Genomic DNA, 16,424 nt, shown 5'->3' with positions numbered 1-16,424 from the left:
CCGACGAAAGCGGTGACGCCATGAGCATCCCGATCCATCGACGTCTCCTGGTCGCCGGCGGCTTCGCCGTCGCGACGGCCGCCGCGCCCGCCGTACTCGCGCTGAGCGGCCCCGCGTCCCCCGCACTACTCGGCGAAACCAACTGCCCGCCCGGTATGACGGCGAACCCTGTCAGCGGGTCCTGTTTCGCGAGCGGCAACGACCAGGCACCCGGCCCTGTCGAAGCGGCACCCAACCAGCTTGGCCAGGTCGACGGCATCCCGTGCACCGGCCACAACACCGGCGAATGCATCGGCCTCTCGGAAGAACAGGTGCCCGAGGTGCACCCACACTCGTCGGTGAGTTCCAGCCCGTAACAACAGTCGCCTAAGGTTGTGTAATGCCTGCAAAAACTGATCCCGCCGATATCGGCGACGTGGAGCCCCTGGCCGACAGCACCGCCCGTCAGGCCCGTCGTGTCGTGGCCGCGTACGCCAACGATGCCGACGAATGTCGCATGTTCCTGTCCATGCTGGGTATCGGGCCCACGAAGCTCGACGCGTGACGGCCCGCGGAGGCAACGACGCTTCTGCGGCGTCCACCGCGAGTCCCAAAACCTCCAAGGGCGGCAAGTCCGCCGCGAAGCCCGTCGGCAACTCCGACTTCGTCGTGGTCGCCAACCGGCTGCCCGTCGACATGGAACGGCTCCCCGACGGTTCGGTCACCTGGAAACGCAGCCCAGGCGGCCTCGTCACCGCGCTGGAGCCGCTGCTGCGCAAGCAGCGCGGCGCCTGGATCGGCTGGCCCGGCGTCGCCGACAGCGACGAAGATCCGATCGTCCAGGACGAGCTCACGATGTGTCCGGTCAGCATGTCGGCCGACGAGATCGCCGACTACTACGAGGGCTTCTCCAACGCGACGCTGTGGCCGCTGTACCACGACGTCATCGTCAAACCCATCTACCACCGGCACTGGTGGGACGCCTACGTCGCAGTCAACCGGCGCTTCGCCGAGGCCACGGCCCGCACCGCGGCCAAGGGCGCGACCGTCTGGGTGCAGGACTACCAGCTGCAACTGGTCCCCAAGATGCTCCGGGAGCTGCGTCCTGATCTGACCATCGGCTTCTTCCTGCACATCCCGTTCCCGCCCGTCGAGCTGTTCATGCAGATGCCGTGGCGCACCGAGATCATCGAAGGCCTGCTCGGCGCCGACCTGGTGGGCTTCCACCTGCCCGGCGGCGCGCAGAACTTCCTGGTGCTGGCCCGTCGACTGCTCGACGCCAACACATCGCGTCACACCATCGGTGTCCGGTCCCGGCTCGGCGAGGTGAGCCACGACGGCCGCACGGTCAAGGTCGGCGCGTTCCCCATCTCGATCGACTCGGCGGCGCTGGACGCCCAGGCCCGCAGTCGCACCATCCGGCAGCGTGCCCGTCAGATCCGCGATGAGCTGGGCAACCCGCGCAAGATCATGCTGGGCGTGGACCGGCTGGACTACACCAAGGGCATCGACGTGCGGCTGCGCGCGTTCTCGGAGCTGCTCGCCGAAGGCCGGGCCAACCGGCACGACACCGTGCTGGTGCAGCTGGCCACTCCGAGCCGGGAGCGCGTGGACAGTTACAAGGTCATGCGGGAGGACATCGAGCGCCAGGTCGGGCACATCAACGGCGAGTACAGCGAGGTCGGTCACGCGGTGGTGCACTACATGCACCGGGCGATCGGCCGCGAGGAACTCATCGCGTTCTTCGTCGCGGCCGACGTGATGCTGGTGACGCCGCTGCGCGACGGCATGAACCTGGTGGCCAAGGAGTACGTGGCATGCCGCAGCGACCTCGGCGGCGCCCTCGTGCTCAGCGAATTCACCGGCGCCGCAGAGGAATTGCGACAGGCGTACCTGACCAACCCGCATCACCTGGACGGGGTCAAGGACGCCATTGCCGAAGCCCTGACCCAGTCCCCCGAAGAGGGACGACGCCGCATGCGCGCGCTGCGTCGGCAGGTGCTGGCCCATGACGTCGACCGCTGGGCCCGGGCGTTCCTCGACGCGCTGGCGCATACCCGCCACTGACGCCACAACCGGACGAACGATTCAGGCCCCGGAGCTTCCGCTCTGGGGCCTGAATCATGTTGGGGTGCATGAAGATCGGCGCGTCAGAAGATCGGCGTCATCTCGTCGATCAACCACTTGCCGTCGATCTTGCGGTAGTCGACCTTCAGCCGACTGCCCTCATAGTTGGGTTGCTTGCGCTCATCGGTGATGACCCGGTTGACGAACGCCAGCACCGAGCCGGAGTCGCGGTGCGACGAGATCATCCCCGCGCCAACCACATTCACCTGACTGATCAGCTTGCGCTTCACGGCGTCGTTGAAGATGTTGTTCTTCGCAGTCAGTTCCTCATAACGCTTGCGGAACGCGGGCGTCATCAACGTCAGCGCCTGCGTGGTGCTGCGCTGCACGCTGCTGTACTCGTAGCCGAGAATCTGTGGGATCTGGGACTTGGCCAGGTCCGGCAGTTCCTCCGCCGTCGCCTGCTCGCCCGCGAGCTGCACGTGCTTCCAGTACTCCGAGCCGCCGAGCGCGCCGAGCGCCACCACGGCGACCGCCAACAGTGCGCCGAGGGCTGCCAGCAATCGGTTCATCAGTTGCCCCCGTCCGGGTACTTGATGTCGTACGCGCTCATGTGACCGCTGTCGTCCTCCCGGATGAACACCCGCTGCCGGTACGGAGTCGACGGCTGGTTCACCCCGTTCATGTCGGCCAGGGTCACCCGGACCGTCACCAGCACCTTCGCGATGTTCGAGGTGTTGTCGACGCTCTCCAGCGCCGCCGCGGTGATGACCGCTTCCGAGTTGGCCTGCGTCTGCTTGAACAGGTACTTCAGGTTCTCGGCGTTGTTGCTCTGGTTCATCATGTCGCGCAGCGGGCCGGGGCCGATGCCATTGATGAAGCGGTTGACGCTCTGGTCGACCGTGTTCTGCGTGTAACTGAACATGTTGACCACGGTCTGCTTCGCGGTGTCCACGAACCGCTGATCGCGGTCCTGCGTCGCCTCGACCTGCCCATTGCCATGCCAGAGGAACCACGTACCGCCGGCCAGCGCCGCCACCAGCACGGCGACGACCGCCAGACCGATGGCCGCGACCAGGAACCGGTGCGGCTGCCGCCGCGGGGCCTGGATCGCCGGCCGTGCCGACGTGGTGGTTCCCGACGGTGGTGCCGTTTTGCTCGCGGTCGACGGAATCGCCACGTCGAGCAGCGTTGAAGCCTCTGCGGAACCGGCGCTGCCGGCGGGCCGCGAAGCCCGCCGGCGCACGCGGCTCACCCGCGGCTCCGACGTCTCGTCCGTCGCAGCCGGTTGGTCACTCATCAAACCTGCCTTGGATCCTTCATGAGGTCGACCCAGGACTCGCCTGCGTCACCATTGTTCGAGCCGGCGTTGAACACTCCCGTACCGCCGGCAGGGTCGGCGAAGACCCCACTGTTCGCATCGTACGTCGTGCTCTGCGGTCCCTTGGGTCCGCTCGCCTGAGGCTGCCCGTCGGGGCCCGGCGCCGGCGGGTTGTTGATCGCGTACGGCGGAGTCACCTGATCCGGCGGCGCGAAGAACGGCCAGGGCAGCGGCTGCGGACCCCGATCGCTCGGCGGGTACGGCAGCGGGAACGGCGCGTTGGGTGCGGGTCCCGGCCCAGCGGGCACGCCCGGCGGCAACTGCACCGACGGCGGGCCCGGGTCGTAGTCGGCACCCGGCGGAATCATCGGGAACCGGTTCGGTGGGGTGATGTTCCGCGGGTCGTTGACGGGGGTGTCGTACGGCACTGGCGGACCGCGCCACGGGTTGCTGCCGATCGGCACGTAACCGCGGGGGTCACGACAGAGCTGGACCGTGGGGGCGCGCTTGCCCGGGTACTCCATGCAGGGGTAGTTGCGGGCACCGCGGACGGTGCTCGGGTCGCTCTGCGCGGTCTTGCAGTACAGGTCCTTCGGCAGATCGCGCACGGTGGTGTCGGCCGGCGTGCGGTTCTCCGGAGCCGGGATGAAGCCCGTCGAGCACGCCGGCTGGCCGAGGCTGATCTTGAAGTCCAGCTTCGCGCCTTCGTCGATGGGCACGCCACCGGCGTCGGTCAGCAGTGCCGCGATCAGCGCCGGGAAGATCACCAGCGCCTGCTCGATCGACTTGTGGTAGATGACACCGATCCGGCCAAAGTTGGCCAGGTTGGCCGCCAGCATCGGGAACGTCGGGCGGATGCCGTCGAACGTCTCGTTGACGGTCTGAACAGCGCCCGGGACGGTCTTGAGCACCGCACGGAGCTGCGGGGCGGCCTGGGCGGCCTCGCCGGTCAGCGCCGCGAGACTGCTCGCCATGGTCTTGATGTCGGCACCGGCACGAACCTGTGCCTTCAACAGCGGGCCCGCCTGGTCGATCAGCTTGTCGATCTCGTTCGTGTTGGCGTTGGCCTCATCGACCAACAGCCGCGACGACTGGATCATGCGCGCCAGTTCCGGACCGGATCCGTTGAACGCCTTGAACGACTCGCGGAGCAGGTCCTGCAAGCGCGTGTTGCTGATGCTGCTGACCAGGGACTGGGCCTGGTTGAGCAGGTCCACGATGTCCTGGCCGACCGCGGTCCGGTCGACACCGATGGTGGCGCCGTTCTTCAGCATGTTCTTCGAGGGGTCGGCCGGCGGCACCAGATCGATGTACTGCTCACCGATCGCAGACACGCTCTTGACCGTGGCCGTGACATTGTCCGGCACCGGGCTGTCGGTGTTCAGCCGCATCTGAGCCGTTACGCCGGTGTCGGTCAGACCGACGTTCATGACCCGGCCGATCGTCACGCCCCGATAGGTGACGTTGGCGTTCTGGTAGATGCCGCCGCCGACGACGAACTTGGCGTCCACGTTGTAGGCCCCCAGGCCGACTGCTGCCGGCAGGTGCAGGTAGGACGTCGTGATCAGGGCGAGGCAGATGACGGTGACGACACCGAAGATCGCCAGCTGGAAACGCGCAAGACGGGTCAACAACATTACGGCTTCACCCCTCCATGTTGCGTCGCTGTGCCGGGCGGAACCTTGAACGGATCAGCGGCCTGTCCGGACAGGTTGGCCAGTGCGCCCAACAGGAAGTCCGGCGGGTTGATCACTTCGTCCAGGTGCCTCATGTTCGGGTCGAGACCCCCCGAGGTCGCAAAGAAGGTCTCACCGAGGCGGCGCAGCGTCAGGTCGAACGTCACGTACACGTTCAGGTAGTCACCGCGCACCGCGTTCTTGAAGTACTTGTTGGAGAACGGGAACGTCGCCAGCAGATCCTGGTCGTGGATGAAGTCGTCGGCGTTGTCGTTGAGCGCTTTGATGACCGGAAAGAGGTCCTTGAAGTCGGCCGCGAAGTCATCCTTGGTCGCGGCCATGACCTTGGCACCGACGACCGCGAGCTTCCGCAGCGCGGTAAACGCATCCACGATGTTCTTGCGGTTGTCGTTGAGGACTCTGATCGCCCCGGGCAGGGTGTCGAGCGTGCGGCCCAGGCCGTCCTTGCTCTTGGCCAGGATCGAGGCGAAGCGGTTCAGCCCATCCATGGCCCCGATGATGTCGGTGGTCTGCTTGTCCAGGGACTGGGTGAGCTCGGCCAGTCGTGGGATGAAGTCGACGAACTGCCCGGCCCGGCCCGCGACGGCGGCATAGGCCTCATCGGTGATGTCCTGCAGCGCACCGAGATTGCCTTTGTTCACCACCAGGCCCAGCGACGACAACACCTCTTCGGTGGTCGGGTACCGGGCGGTGTGGGCCAGCGGAATCTCTGAGCCCTGCTTGAGCCGGCCTTGCGGCGCTTCCTCGACGGGTTCCGACAGCTGCACGTGCTGCGAGCCCAGCAGCGAGGTCTGGGAGACCTTCGCCCGCGCGTTCGCCGGCAGCTTCACATCGCCGTTGATCGACAGTTTCACCGCGGCATAGAACGTGCCGTCAGGACGCTGGACCGCGTCCAGGCCCGACACGCTGCCGACGGTGACGTCGTTGACCATCACCGGCGAGTTCTGCGGCAACGTCGCGACGTCGGGCAACTGCACCGTGATGGTGTAGGAGCCGGCGCCGTGGCCCTGGGTACCGGGCATGTCCAGCGAGTTCAGGCCACCGAACTGGCAACCGGCGAGCACCACGGCACTCGACCCGATTGCCAGGACCTTCACAACCGCCCTCATCAGTTGCCACCTCCAGCTTCAGCGGGCAGCGGAGCACCCACGGGCGCGGCGGGCGCCGGGGCGGGGCCGGGCAGCGGACCCGAACCGTTCAGCGGCGCCGGGCCCGGTCCCACCGGCGGCGTGGCCGGCGAAATCTGGCCCGGGACGGCCGGCGGCGGCAGGATCAGGTCGCTGAGCGTCCCGTCCGGCTGGACCTTCGGCGGGATGACGCCGGGTGCGGCATTCCACTGCAGGTACGGCACCGGAGTCTGCGCCTTGGCCTCGGTCTGCGGGGTGTCGTAGATGATTTGCCCCTTGTACGCCGTGATGCTGTTGATCGGGTGGAACAGCACCGGCGGGTAGTTCATCGCGATCCGGCGCAGCACGGGAGCCATGCGCTGACGGCAGATTTCCGCGCGCTTGTAGTTGTCCGGCGAGGCTCCGACGTCGAAGTTGCCGCCGCACAGGAACTGCACCGGGTTCGCGAAGTTCGGCAGTGACAGCAGACCGTCCAGGGAACCCTGCGCCGGGTTGTAGATGTTGTAGAAGTTGGCCAGACCGTTCGGTGTGATATGCAGAACCTGCTCGATGTTGTCGCTGTTGTCGGTCAGCATCTGCGTGAACTCGGCCAGCTTGCCGACCTGATCGATCAGGGCCGTGTTGTTGTCTTTCAGCAGGCCCTTGACGTCGACCAGGGCCTGGTTCAGAGCGCCGAGGGTCTGGTCCAATCCGGCCGAGCTCTCGGCCAGCACCTGAGAGACAGAAGCCACGTGGTCGGTGAACTGCACGATCTGCTCGTTGCTGTTCGACAGCGCGTTGACCAAGATTTGCAGGTTCTTGATGGTGCCGAACAAGTCGCCACGCGAATCACCAAGGCGCCCAGCGGTTTGCGACAGTTCGCGCAAGGCACTGCGGAACGAGTCGCCGTTGCCGTCCAGGGTGTCGGCGGCCTGGTTAATGAAGGCACCGAGCGGGCCCTGCGGCGCACCGTCCTGCGGACCGAGCTGCGCGCTGAGCTGGGTCAGCTGCTTCTTCACGTCGTCCCACTCGACCGGGACACCGGTCCGGCTCAGCGGCACCTCGGCGCCGTCGGCCAGCACCGCGCCACCGCTGTAGGCCGGGGTGAACTGCACGAACCGAGCGGCCACCAGGTTCGGCGAGATGATGATCGCCCGGGCATCGACTGGGATCTTCACGCCGTCCTGCACCGTGATGCTGACCTTGACCGAATTCGGCTGCGGCTCAACCGAATCGATGGTGCCCACCGGCACCCCGAGCACCCGCACATCGTCACCGGCGTACAGGCCGACGGCGTTGGTGAAGTAGGCGACCACCTTGTGGCCGCCACGCGGCGGCCATAGCAGGTAGGCACCGCCGGCGACGAGCGCCACCAGTGCGACCACTAGGGCGATAATCGCGCCGCGCGACTTCAGGTTCTTCATCATGGCGACTTCGGCCTCACGACGATCCGTTCAGAGATGTAGCCCTTCAGCATGTCGCCGAGGCTGGCCGGCAGCTTGCCCGGCTGGAAGTACGTGTCGAGCAGGACTTCCGACATCGTCGAGGGCGGCAGGCCGTACAGGTTGATGTTGAAGCCCGGGCCGTTACCGACCACCTCGCCGAGTGTGGTGGCGTAACCCGGCAGCCGCTTGAGCGCCTCGCTGATGTGCTCCTTGCGTTTCAGCAGTTCGTCCAGCACCAGGTTCAGCTGCTTGAGGGCCGGACCGAACTCGCGCTTGTTGTCCGCGACGAACCCTGAAAGCTGTTGCGAGACACCGCGAATACCGGAAATCAGCGTACCCAGCGACTGACGCCGCTCGTCCAGCGCGGCGAACAGCTGATTGCCGTCGATCACCAATTTGTTCACCTGGTCGGCGCGCTGGGCCAGGGTGTCGGACACCTTCTTGGCGTGGCCCAGCAGCTGCTCGAGCGCTTGGTCACGCTTGTTGAGGCTGCGCGACAGGGCCGCCACACCGTCGAGCGCGCCACGCAGTTGCGGCGTCGCGTCGTGCAGCGTGTCGGTCAGCACCTTGAGGGCCTGCTCCAGCTGCGGCTTGTCCAGCTCACTGGTGTTCTGGCCCAAATCCTGCAGAGCGGTGTTGATGGTGTACGGAGTCGTGGTGCGGCCCAACGGGATAACCGTGGCTTCCTTCGTGCCCTTCGGAACGACCCAGAGAGACTTCTGCCCCAGCACCGTGTCGGTCTTGATCGATGCCAGCGACTGGTCGCCCACCACGATCTGACGGTCGACGGTGAAGTTCACCTTCGCCGACGTCCCGGCGAGCTCCACGTCCCCGACCTTGCCGACCTTGATGCCCGCGACGCGGACGTCACTGCCCGGCGTGATGCCACCGGCGTCGCCGAAGTACGCGGAGTAGTTCTTACCCTGCGGCCAGAACGGCAGCCCGGTGTAGCCGAACGAGATCAGCACCAGGCACACCACGATGAACACACCGAGAATGCCGGTGCGGAGTGGATCTTTTTCCGGCTTAGCCACTTTCTGAGCACCTGCCCTTCGACGGATCCGCGGGACCACCGAACGGCACGATCAGATCGCTACCCGCGGGGCCGCTCATCTTGATCTTCACCGAGCAGTAGTAGATGTTGAAGAACGCGCCGTAGGCACCGAGTGCGTTGAGTCGCAGGTAGTCCTCCGCGAGGTTCTCGATGACCGGGTTCACCTCCGCCCGGCGCTCGTACATGCGCTGCGCGAACGGGCGGGCGTTCTCGATGACGCCCTGCACCGGGCGCCGCGACTTCTGCAGCATGTCGGTCAGGTCGTTCTCGGCCGAGGCCAGCGGGCCGATGGCACCGGCGATCGGGTCGCGTCCCTCGGCGAGGCCCGTGATGAGCTGCTGCAACTGGTCGATGCTGGTGTTGAACTGGGCGCCCTTGGAGTCGACCGTGCCGAGCACCGTGTTGAGGTTGGTGATCGTGTCGCCGATCAGCTGGTCGCGGTCGGCCAGCGTCTGGCTGAACGAACCGGTGTTGGACAGCAGGTCGCTCAGCGCGCCACCCTGCCCCTGCAGGGCCTCGATCATGGCGGCGGTGATCTCGTTGACCTTCTTGCCGTCCAGGCCCTTCACGACCGGGCGCAGACCGCCGAGCAGTGCGTCGAGGTCGAGCGCCGGCTGGGTGTTGGCGAGGGCAAGGGTGCCGCCGGCGGGCAGCTTGCGCAGTTCGCCCGGCCCGGAGGTGATCTCCATGTACCGGTCCCCGACCAGGTTCTGGTAGCGGATGACGGCGCGGCTCGAGGTGTACAGCTGGTACCGATCGTTCAGCGTGAACTTGACGTCGACGGTGTTGTCGCTCTTGAGCTTCACGCTCTTCACCGAGCCGACCTGGACACCGGCGATACGGACGTCCTCGCCGGCCTTGAGCCGGGACGCGTCGGCGAAGTTGGCGTGATAGGTGTTCGACGAGGCGAAGCGGAACTGGCCGAACACCACCACCAGACCGGCGGCGACCAGCAACATCACGACGGTGAACACCGTGACGTTGATCATTTCGCGCTTGTGTCTCATGGGCGGCCCCACTCTCTCGCGGACATCAGTAGCGGTCCCTCTCTGCGTAGGCACCGGAGAACAGGAACTGCAGCGTCGAGGGCGCGTCGAACTGCAACTCGGTGTTCGGCTCGTATGGGATGTAGGCGTTGTCGGTCACCAGGAAGGGCGTGTGGTACCACGAACCGCCGAACTGCTTCGACGGGACGTCCGGCAGACCCCGGCAGTTCGGGCCACCGGAGGCGTTCACCATCGGGAGGCTCTCGGGGTAGGTGTAGTTGGGCGCACCCGGGAAGAAGTTCGACGAGACGAACAAGCCCGGCTTGACGCCACCGAACACCGGGCCGTAGCGGTCCACGGCCTTCGACAGGCCCTGGATGAGACATGGGAATTCCGGTGAGTAGTCACCCAGGACCTTCAGCGGGGCACGCAGCCGCTGGATGGCGGCGATGTAGTCGTCGGCGGCCGGCGAGATGGTCGCGTACGCGTTGTTGGCGAATCCGGTGGACGCGAGCAGCGCGGCGTTCAGGTCATCCTTCTCGTCGACCAGCGTCTTGCTGACGGTCGGCGCGTTGTCGAGGACCTTCGCCAGGTCCGGCGCGGCGTCGCCGTAGATGCCGGCGACCGTCGAGGTGTCCTTGAGGTCCTGCTGCAGCGTCGGCAGCTTGGGGTTGAAGTACTGCAGGTACTTGCTCAAGCCGGCCACGGCGGCACCGGCGTCGTCGCCGTGGCCGCGCAGGCCTTCACCGAGCGCCGTGACGGTGGCGTTCAGGCTGACGGGGTCGATCTTGTCGAGCAGGTCGGTCAGCGTCTGGAAGACGGTGTTCATCTCGATCTGGACGTCCTTGGCCTGCACCTGCGCACCGGGACGCAGCGACTCCTTCGACGGATGCTCCGGCGGCAGGAATTCGACCGACTTGGCGCCGAACACCGTCGTGCTGCCGAGCCGGACCCGGGCGTTGGACGGGATGTAGCGCATCTGGTCGCTCAGGACGGCCAGCTTCAGCTTCGCCTCGTCACCGGCATAGTCGATCGCCTCGACCTTGCCGACCTGGATGCCGCGGTACTTGACCTTGGCATCGGGGTCCATGACCAGACCGGCGCGGGGCGCCAGGACCGAGACGGTGTCGGTGGGCGTGAACGCCGCGGTGTACGACAAATAGGTGAACACCACCGCGGCCAGAATGACGCTGATCAGCACCGCTGCCGCGATTCTCACGTGGCTGCGTTTAGGACCACCGGAAGACATCGTCGCGCACCCCCTATCCGGAGAGGTTGAAGTTGCCGGACGCGCCGTACACGGCCAGGGAGATGAGCAGGACGATGGTGACGACCACGATCAGCGAGGTCCGCACGGCCTGGCCAACGGCGATACCCACGCCGACGGGTCCGCCACTGGCGTTGTAGCCGTAATAGGTGTGCACCAGCATGACCGCGACGGACATGACGATGGCCTGCAGGAATGACCACAAGAGGTCAGTGGGCACCATGAAAGTGCTGAAGTAGTGGTCGTACAGACCGGCCGACTGGCCGTTGATGTAGACGGTGGTGGCCCGCGCCGCGAAGAACGATGCCAGGACGGCGAGGGCGTACAGCGGGATGACGGCGATCAGGCCCGCGATGATGCGGGTGGATACCAGATACGACACCGAGTGCACCGCCATCGATTCGACGGCGTCGATCTCCTCGGCCACGCGCATGGCACCCAACTGGGCGGTACAACCGGCGCCGATGGTGGCGGCCAGTGCGATACCCGCGATGATCGGCGCGACGATGCGCACGTTGAGGAAGGCCGACAGGAAGCCGGTGAGGGCCTCGATACCGATGTTGCCCAGCGAGGAGTAGCCCTGGACGGCGATGACGCCACCGGAGGCCAGCGTCATGAACGCCGCGACGCCGACGGTGCCGCCGATCATCACCAGCGCACCGGTGCCCATCGTCATCTCGGCGATGAGCCGGATGGTCTCGCGGCGGTACCGGGTCAGGGCGTTGGGGATGTACCGGAAGGACTCCCCGTAGAACAGGGCCTGCTCGCCGAGGCCGTCGACGATGCCGGGCAGTGCCCGGAACATGCGTTTGAATCGGAGTGTCGCGTCGTAGCTCATGGCCGGATCACCTCACCAGTACTCGGACGCCGATGGCGGTCATGATCACGTTGATGACGAACAAGCAGATGAAGGCGTAGACCACGGTCTCGTTCACCGCGATGCCGACGCCCTTGGGGCCGCCCTTGACGGTGAGGCCGCGGTAGCAGCCGACCATTCCGGCCAGCAGGCCGAACAGCACGGCCTTGATCTCGGCCAGCATCAGCTCGGCCAGGCCGGTCAGCACCGTCAGGCCGTTGATGAACGAACCCGGGTTGACGCCCTGCAGGAAGACGGAGAAGACGTAGCCGCCCGAGATGCCGATGGCGCACACCAGGTTGTTCAGCAGCACCGCGACAAAGGTCGATGCGAGAACGCGGGGCACGACCAGCCGCTGGATCGGGTCGATGCCGAGCACGCGCATCGCGTCGATCTCTTCGCGGATGGTGCGGGCACCCAGGTCGGCGCAGATTGCGGTGGCGCCGGCGCCGGCGACCACCAGCACCGTGACGACGGGGCCCAGCTGGGTGACCGTGCCGAACGCGGTACCGGCGCCGGAGAGGTCGGCGGCGCCGATCTCACGCAGCAGGATGTTGAGCGTGAAGGCGACCAGCACGGTGAACGGAATGGCGACGAGCAGGGTCGGCACGAGCGATACGCGGGCAATCATCCAGGTTTGTTCGAAGAACTCCCGGAATTGAAAAGGGCGACGCCACATCTTTGTGAATGTGTCGAGGGCCATTTCGAAGAACCCGCCGACGGCCCGGGCCGGAGCCGCAAGCTGTTCGATCAACCTTCGACTCCATTCTCGGTCCGGGCTGAGCAGTCACGGCGAAGAGTGGGGTTTCCCTCTTCCACAGCGGCCTGATCACCACGTTGTAATGCATGGCTCTTGTGAGCCGGCTCATAGTAGCTAGAACATGTTCGCAGTGGCAAAAGAACAGCAAAATCACTGGGAAACGACATATAATCGCAGCTCAGGGTATATTTTGACGTTGCCGTCACTGTAACAAGTTCTAGTGCTGACGCGGCGCTTTCTACGCCGCGTCAGCACTCGATCCGGGACGTTCAGTCCCTCGACTCCATCAGGGCAGTCGCCGAGAAATTCCGCTCCGGATCGCGGTCAGCAAAATATCCGCGCAACGTGGCACTCAGTTGTGTCATGTCCCACTCAGCGGACGACGCTGTGAAGTGGCTCTCCACGGTCGGGGCTGCTACCAGGGTCACAGTCGGACCATAAACGATGAAGAGCTGGCCATTCACGTTTTCCGACGCGGGCGCGGAAAGGAACCGCACCAATTTCACAACGTGTTCCGGGGACAGCGGGTCGACCTCTCCTTCACCAGGAGCCGCACCGAACACATCTGCCGTCATGGCGGTACGCGCCCGCGGCGCGATCGCATTGGCGCGGACGCCGTAGCGCTCCAGACCGCGGGCCGCGGTCAGGGTCAGGGCCGTGATACCGGCCTTGGCGGCACCGTAGTTCGCCTGGCCGACCGGACCGGCCAGGCCGGCCTCGGACGAAGTGTTGACGATCCGGCCGTACACCTTGCCGTCGGCCGACTCCTTGGCCTTGGCGCGCCAGTAGGTCGCGGCGTTGCGGGTCAGGAGGAAGTGGCCGCGCAGGTGGACCGCGATGACCGCGTCCCAGTCCTCGTCGGTCATGTTGAACAGCATCTTGTCGCGGGTGATGCCCGCGTTGTTGACCACGATGGCGAGCCCGCCCAGGCTGTCCGCAGTGGCGACGAGCTCGTCGGCGGTGCTGCGGGCGCTGATGTCGCCGGCCACCGCAACCCCCTTGGAGCCGGCGGCCTCGATCTCGGCGAGCACGTCCGACTTGTCCAGCGCGCCGGCCATGTCGTTCACCACGACGGTGGCGCCGGCCTGCGCCAGGCCGATGGCCTCGGCGCGGCCCAGCCCCGCGGCGGCACCGGTGACCACGGCCACCTTGCCGGAGAGGTCGGTGGAGTCCAGTTGGCTAGTCAATTTATGAATACCTCTAGTCTTTGCGGAGAAGGGCGGCGCGGGGGCATTCCGCGATGGACTGCTCGGCCAGTTCTACCTGGTCGGCAGGCACCGGATCGGCCTTGACTACTGCATAGTCGTTGTCGTCGAGATCGAAAAGGTCCGGCGCAATTCCCACGCAAACCGCGTTTCCTTCACAGCGATCGTGATCAACTTCAACCCGCATGACACCCTCCTGAGAGCCCGGATTTCGACGGTGAGGCCAACATAACGACCCCGCCATGGCGATGCCAGTGTGGCACGCTCTGGACCCCAAGACTAGAACGTGTTACAAGTTTGAATAGGCACGGGTCGACGAAAGCGGCCCCAGCAACGTGACAAACGGACCAGAGACCTACCCCAATTCAACTGATAAAGGATGAGTTCGATGCGGATCGGCTACACGCCCGAGCAGGAGGAGCTGCGGCGCGAACTGCGCTCGTACTTCACCAAACTCATGACCCCGGAGCGCGCCGAGGCGCTGGCGTCCAACGACGGCGAGATGGGACGCGGCAACGTCTACCGCGAGACCGTCGAGCAGATGGGCAAGGACGGCTGGCTGACGCTGAGCTGGCCCAAGGAGTACGGCGGCCAGGCCCGCCCGCCGATGGACGGCCTGATCTTCAACGACGAGGCCGCCATCGCCAACGTCCCGGTGCCGTTCCTGACCATCAACTCCGTGGCGCCGACGATCATGCACTTCGGCACCGAGGAGCAGAAGAAGTTCTTCCTACCCAAGATCGCCGCGGGCCAGCTGCACTTCTCCATCGGCTATTCCGAGCCCGGTGCCGGCACCGACCTGGCGTCGCTGCGCACCACCGCGGTCCGCGACGGTGACGACTACGTCATCAACGGCCAGAAGATGTGGACGTCGCTGATCGCCTACGCCGACTACGTCTGGCTGGCGGCCCGCACCAACCCCGAGGCCAAGAAGCACCGCGGCATCTCGATGCTGATCGTGCCGACCACCGCCGAGGGCTTCTCCTGGACACCGGTGCACACCATGTCCGGTGTGGACACCAGCGCCACCTACTACCAGGACGTTCGCGTCCCGACCTCCAGCCTGGTCGGCGAAGAGCACGGCGGCTGGAAGCTGGTCACCAACCAGCTCAACCACGAGCGCGTGGCCCTGGTGTCGGCGCAGCCGATCTTCGTCGCACTGGACGGGGTTCGGGAATGGGCCCAGAACACCAAGGACCACCACGGCAAGCGCCTGATCGACTCCGAGTGGGTGCAGCTGAACCTGGCCCGGGTGCACGCCAAGGCCGAGGTGCTGAAGCTGATCAACTGGGAGCTGGCCTCGGCCACCGACTCCGCGCCCTCCCCCGCCGACGCATCGGCAGCCAAGGTCTACGGCACCGAGCTGGCCACCGAGGCCTACCGGCTGCTGATGGAGGTGCTCGGCACCTCGGCGACGCTGCGCCGTGACACCCCGGGGGCACTGCTGCGCGGCCGGATCGAGCGCTGGCACCGGTCCTGCCTGATCCTGACCTTCGGCGGCGGCACCAACGAGATTCAGCGCGACATCATCGGCATGGTGGCTCTTGGCCTGCCCCGAGTGAACCGGTAAGGACTGACATGGATTTCAAGACAACCGAAGCATCTGAGGACCTCGGCGGCCTGGTCCGGTCCATCACCGAATCGGTGGTGACCCCGGAACGGCAGAAGGAGCTGGACAAGCTCGACGAACGGTTCGACCGTGAGCTGTGGGACAAGCTGATCGATTCCGACATCCTGTCCACCACCGCACCGGAGTCGGTGGGCGGCGGTGGTTTCGGTCCGCTGGAGCAGTCCGCCGTGCTCGTGGCACTGGGCCGTCAGCTCGCGGCGGTGCCGTACCTCGAGTCGACCATCCTGGCCGCCGGCGCCATCGCCGAATTCGGTTCGTCCGAGCTGCAATCCGAGTGGGCCGCCCCGGCGGTCGCCGGCAGCAAGATCGTCGTGCCGGCGCTCGACGGCGAGATGGGTCAGGGCCCGGTGCAGGCCACCGGCAGCGATGAGACCGGCTACAAGCTCACCGGTACCCGCACCCAGGTCGCCTACGGCCCGGTCGCCGACGCCGTCCTGGTGCCTGCCGAAAGCGATTCCGGCGTCAAGGTTTTCCTGGTCGCGGCGGCCGACGCGGGCGTCACCGTCACCTCGCTCGACACCACCGGGCACGGCAGCGTCGCGCACCTGGATCTGCAGGGCGTGACTGTCGCCGCTGACCGCATCGTCGGCGGCGCCGAGGTGCTCGCCTGGCTCCAGCTCCACAATGCCCTGGGTCGCACCGCATTCCAGCTCGGCGTGGTGGAGCGCGCGCTGGAACTCACCGCGTTGTACGCCCGCGAGCGCGAGCAGTTCGACCGCCCCATCGGCAGCTTCCAGGCCGTGTCGTCCCGGTTGGCCGACGGCTACATCGACGTCAAGGCGCTGCGCCTGACGCTGACCCAGGCCTCCTGGCGCGTGGCCGAGGGCCTGCCCGCCGAGGTGGACGTGAACACCGCAGCGTTCTGGGCCGCCGAGGCCGGACACCGGGTGGCACACACCGCGGTGCACGTACACGGTGGTGTCGGCATCGACATGGATCACCCCGTGCACCGCTACTTCCTGGCGGCCAAGCAGACCGAGTTCGCGGTCGGTGGGGCCACCGGGCAGCTGCTGCAGATCGGGCGCGAACTCGCCGAGACGCCCGTCTAGAT

The 16,424-nt window shown here is 66.3% G+C and carries 17 protein-coding genes; 5 read left to right on the top strand and 12 right to left on the bottom strand.

What is annotated here, in order from left to right; all coding sequences use genetic code 11:
- Positions 1–20: 20 nt before the first annotated feature.
- The 3 genes from G6N46_RS22075 (at position 21) to G6N46_RS22070 (ending at position 2,046) form a co-directional block, all read left to right on the top strand.
- Positions 21–356, top strand: coding sequence for an intersectin-EH binding protein Ibp1 (locus G6N46_RS22075; protein ID WP_138250769.1), 336 nt, complete (start codon positions 21–23; stop codon positions 354–356).
- A gap of 23 nt (positions 357–379) precedes the next feature.
- On the top strand, positions 380–544 hold the full coding sequence (locus tag G6N46_RS28310; RefSeq protein ID WP_090562895.1) for a hypothetical protein: 165 nt from the start codon (positions 380–382) through the stop codon (positions 542–544).
- Positions 545–648: 104 nt separating this feature from the next.
- A complete protein-coding gene (locus G6N46_RS22070; RefSeq protein WP_138250816.1) occupies positions 649–2,046 on the top strand; it encodes an alpha,alpha-trehalose-phosphate synthase (UDP-forming) in 1,398 nt (465 codons plus the stop codon).
- 83 nt (positions 2,047–2,129) lie between these two features.
- On the opposite strand, the gene G6N46_RS22065 is transcribed toward G6N46_RS22070, so the two are convergent.
- From G6N46_RS22065 to G6N46_RS22010, 12 genes are all read right to left on the bottom strand, one after another.
- Positions 2,130–2,618 (bottom strand): mammalian cell entry protein, encoded by a 489-nt coding sequence (locus tag G6N46_RS22065; RefSeq protein WP_138250770.1) that lies wholly within the window; start codon positions 2,616–2,618, stop codon positions 2,130–2,132.
- On the bottom strand, positions 2,618–3,346 hold the full coding sequence (locus tag G6N46_RS22060) for an Rv1363c family protein (protein WP_138250771.1): 729 nt from the start codon (positions 3,344–3,346) through the stop codon (positions 2,618–2,620). The genes G6N46_RS22065 and G6N46_RS22060 overlap by 1 nt, the downstream gene beginning before the upstream one ends.
- Positions 3,346–5,001, bottom strand: a complete 1,656-nt coding sequence (locus G6N46_RS22055; RefSeq protein WP_163693217.1) for an MCE family protein — start codon at positions 4,999–5,001, stop codon at positions 3,346–3,348. The genes G6N46_RS22060 and G6N46_RS22055 overlap by 1 nt, the downstream gene beginning before the upstream one ends.
- A gap of 2 nt (positions 5,002–5,003) precedes the next feature.
- Positions 5,004–6,173 carry an MCE family protein gene (locus tag G6N46_RS22050; RefSeq protein ID WP_163692951.1) on the bottom strand — a complete coding sequence of 390 codons (1,170 nt, stop codon included), beginning with the start codon at positions 6,171–6,173 and terminating at the stop codon, positions 5,004–5,006.
- Positions 6,173–7,594: an MCE family protein gene (locus G6N46_RS22045; protein ID WP_138250818.1), complete on the bottom strand. Its 1,422-nt coding sequence runs from the start codon at positions 7,592–7,594 to the stop codon at positions 6,173–6,175. Before G6N46_RS22045 ends, G6N46_RS22050 begins: the two co-directional genes overlap by 1 nt.
- Positions 7,594–8,649: an MCE family protein gene (locus tag G6N46_RS22040; protein ID WP_138250773.1), complete on the bottom strand. Its 1,056-nt coding sequence runs from the start codon at positions 8,647–8,649 to the stop codon at positions 7,594–7,596. The genes G6N46_RS22045 and G6N46_RS22040 overlap by 1 nt, the downstream gene beginning before the upstream one ends.
- A complete protein-coding gene (locus tag G6N46_RS22035) occupies positions 8,642–9,676 on the bottom strand; it encodes an MCE family protein (RefSeq protein WP_138250774.1) in 1,035 nt (344 codons plus the stop codon). Before G6N46_RS22035 ends, G6N46_RS22040 begins: the two co-directional genes overlap by 8 nt.
- A gap of 25 nt (positions 9,677–9,701) precedes the next feature.
- Positions 9,702–10,904, bottom strand: coding sequence for an MCE family protein (locus tag G6N46_RS22030; RefSeq protein WP_138250775.1), 1,203 nt, complete (start codon positions 10,902–10,904; stop codon positions 9,702–9,704).
- A 13-nt stretch (positions 10,905–10,917) separates the two neighbouring features.
- A complete protein-coding gene (locus tag G6N46_RS22025; RefSeq protein WP_138250776.1) occupies positions 10,918–11,760 on the bottom strand; it encodes an MlaE family ABC transporter permease in 843 nt (280 codons plus the stop codon).
- Positions 11,761–11,767: 7 nt separating this feature from the next.
- Complete coding sequence (locus G6N46_RS22020) at positions 11,768–12,532, bottom strand: MlaE family ABC transporter permease (protein ID WP_138250777.1); 765 nt, start codon at positions 12,530–12,532, stop codon at positions 11,768–11,770.
- Positions 12,533–12,807: 275 nt separating this feature from the next.
- Positions 12,808–13,725: a 3-oxoacyl-ACP reductase gene (locus tag G6N46_RS22015; RefSeq protein WP_138250778.1), complete on the bottom strand. Its 918-nt coding sequence runs from the start codon at positions 13,723–13,725 to the stop codon at positions 12,808–12,810.
- A gap of 13 nt (positions 13,726–13,738) precedes the next feature.
- The gene (locus tag G6N46_RS22010; RefSeq protein ID WP_138250779.1) at positions 13,739–13,930 is read right to left on the bottom strand and encodes a ferredoxin; all 192 of its coding nucleotides are present in this window, start codon (positions 13,928–13,930) and stop codon (positions 13,739–13,741) included.
- A gap of 201 nt (positions 13,931–14,131) precedes the next feature.
- Here G6N46_RS22010 and G6N46_RS22005 point away from each other — a divergent pair, with 201 nt between their 5' ends.
- Positions 14,132–15,313, top strand: coding sequence for an acyl-CoA dehydrogenase family protein (locus tag G6N46_RS22005; protein ID WP_029105069.1), 1,182 nt, complete (start codon positions 14,132–14,134; stop codon positions 15,311–15,313).
- An 8-nt stretch (positions 15,314–15,321) separates the two neighbouring features.
- Positions 15,322–16,422, top strand: a complete 1,101-nt coding sequence (locus G6N46_RS22000; protein ID WP_138250780.1) for an acyl-CoA dehydrogenase family protein — start codon at positions 15,322–15,324, stop codon at positions 16,420–16,422.
- The last annotated feature ends 2 nt before the right edge of the window (positions 16,423–16,424 follow it).

It is taken from the genome of Mycolicibacterium phocaicum (assembly GCF_010731115.1).
GTDB lineage: Bacteria > Actinomycetota > Actinomycetes > Mycobacteriales > Mycobacteriaceae > Mycobacterium > Mycobacterium phocaicum.
Note: the sequence above shows the minus strand (reverse complement) of the source record. Positions and strands in the feature narration are given on the sequence as shown.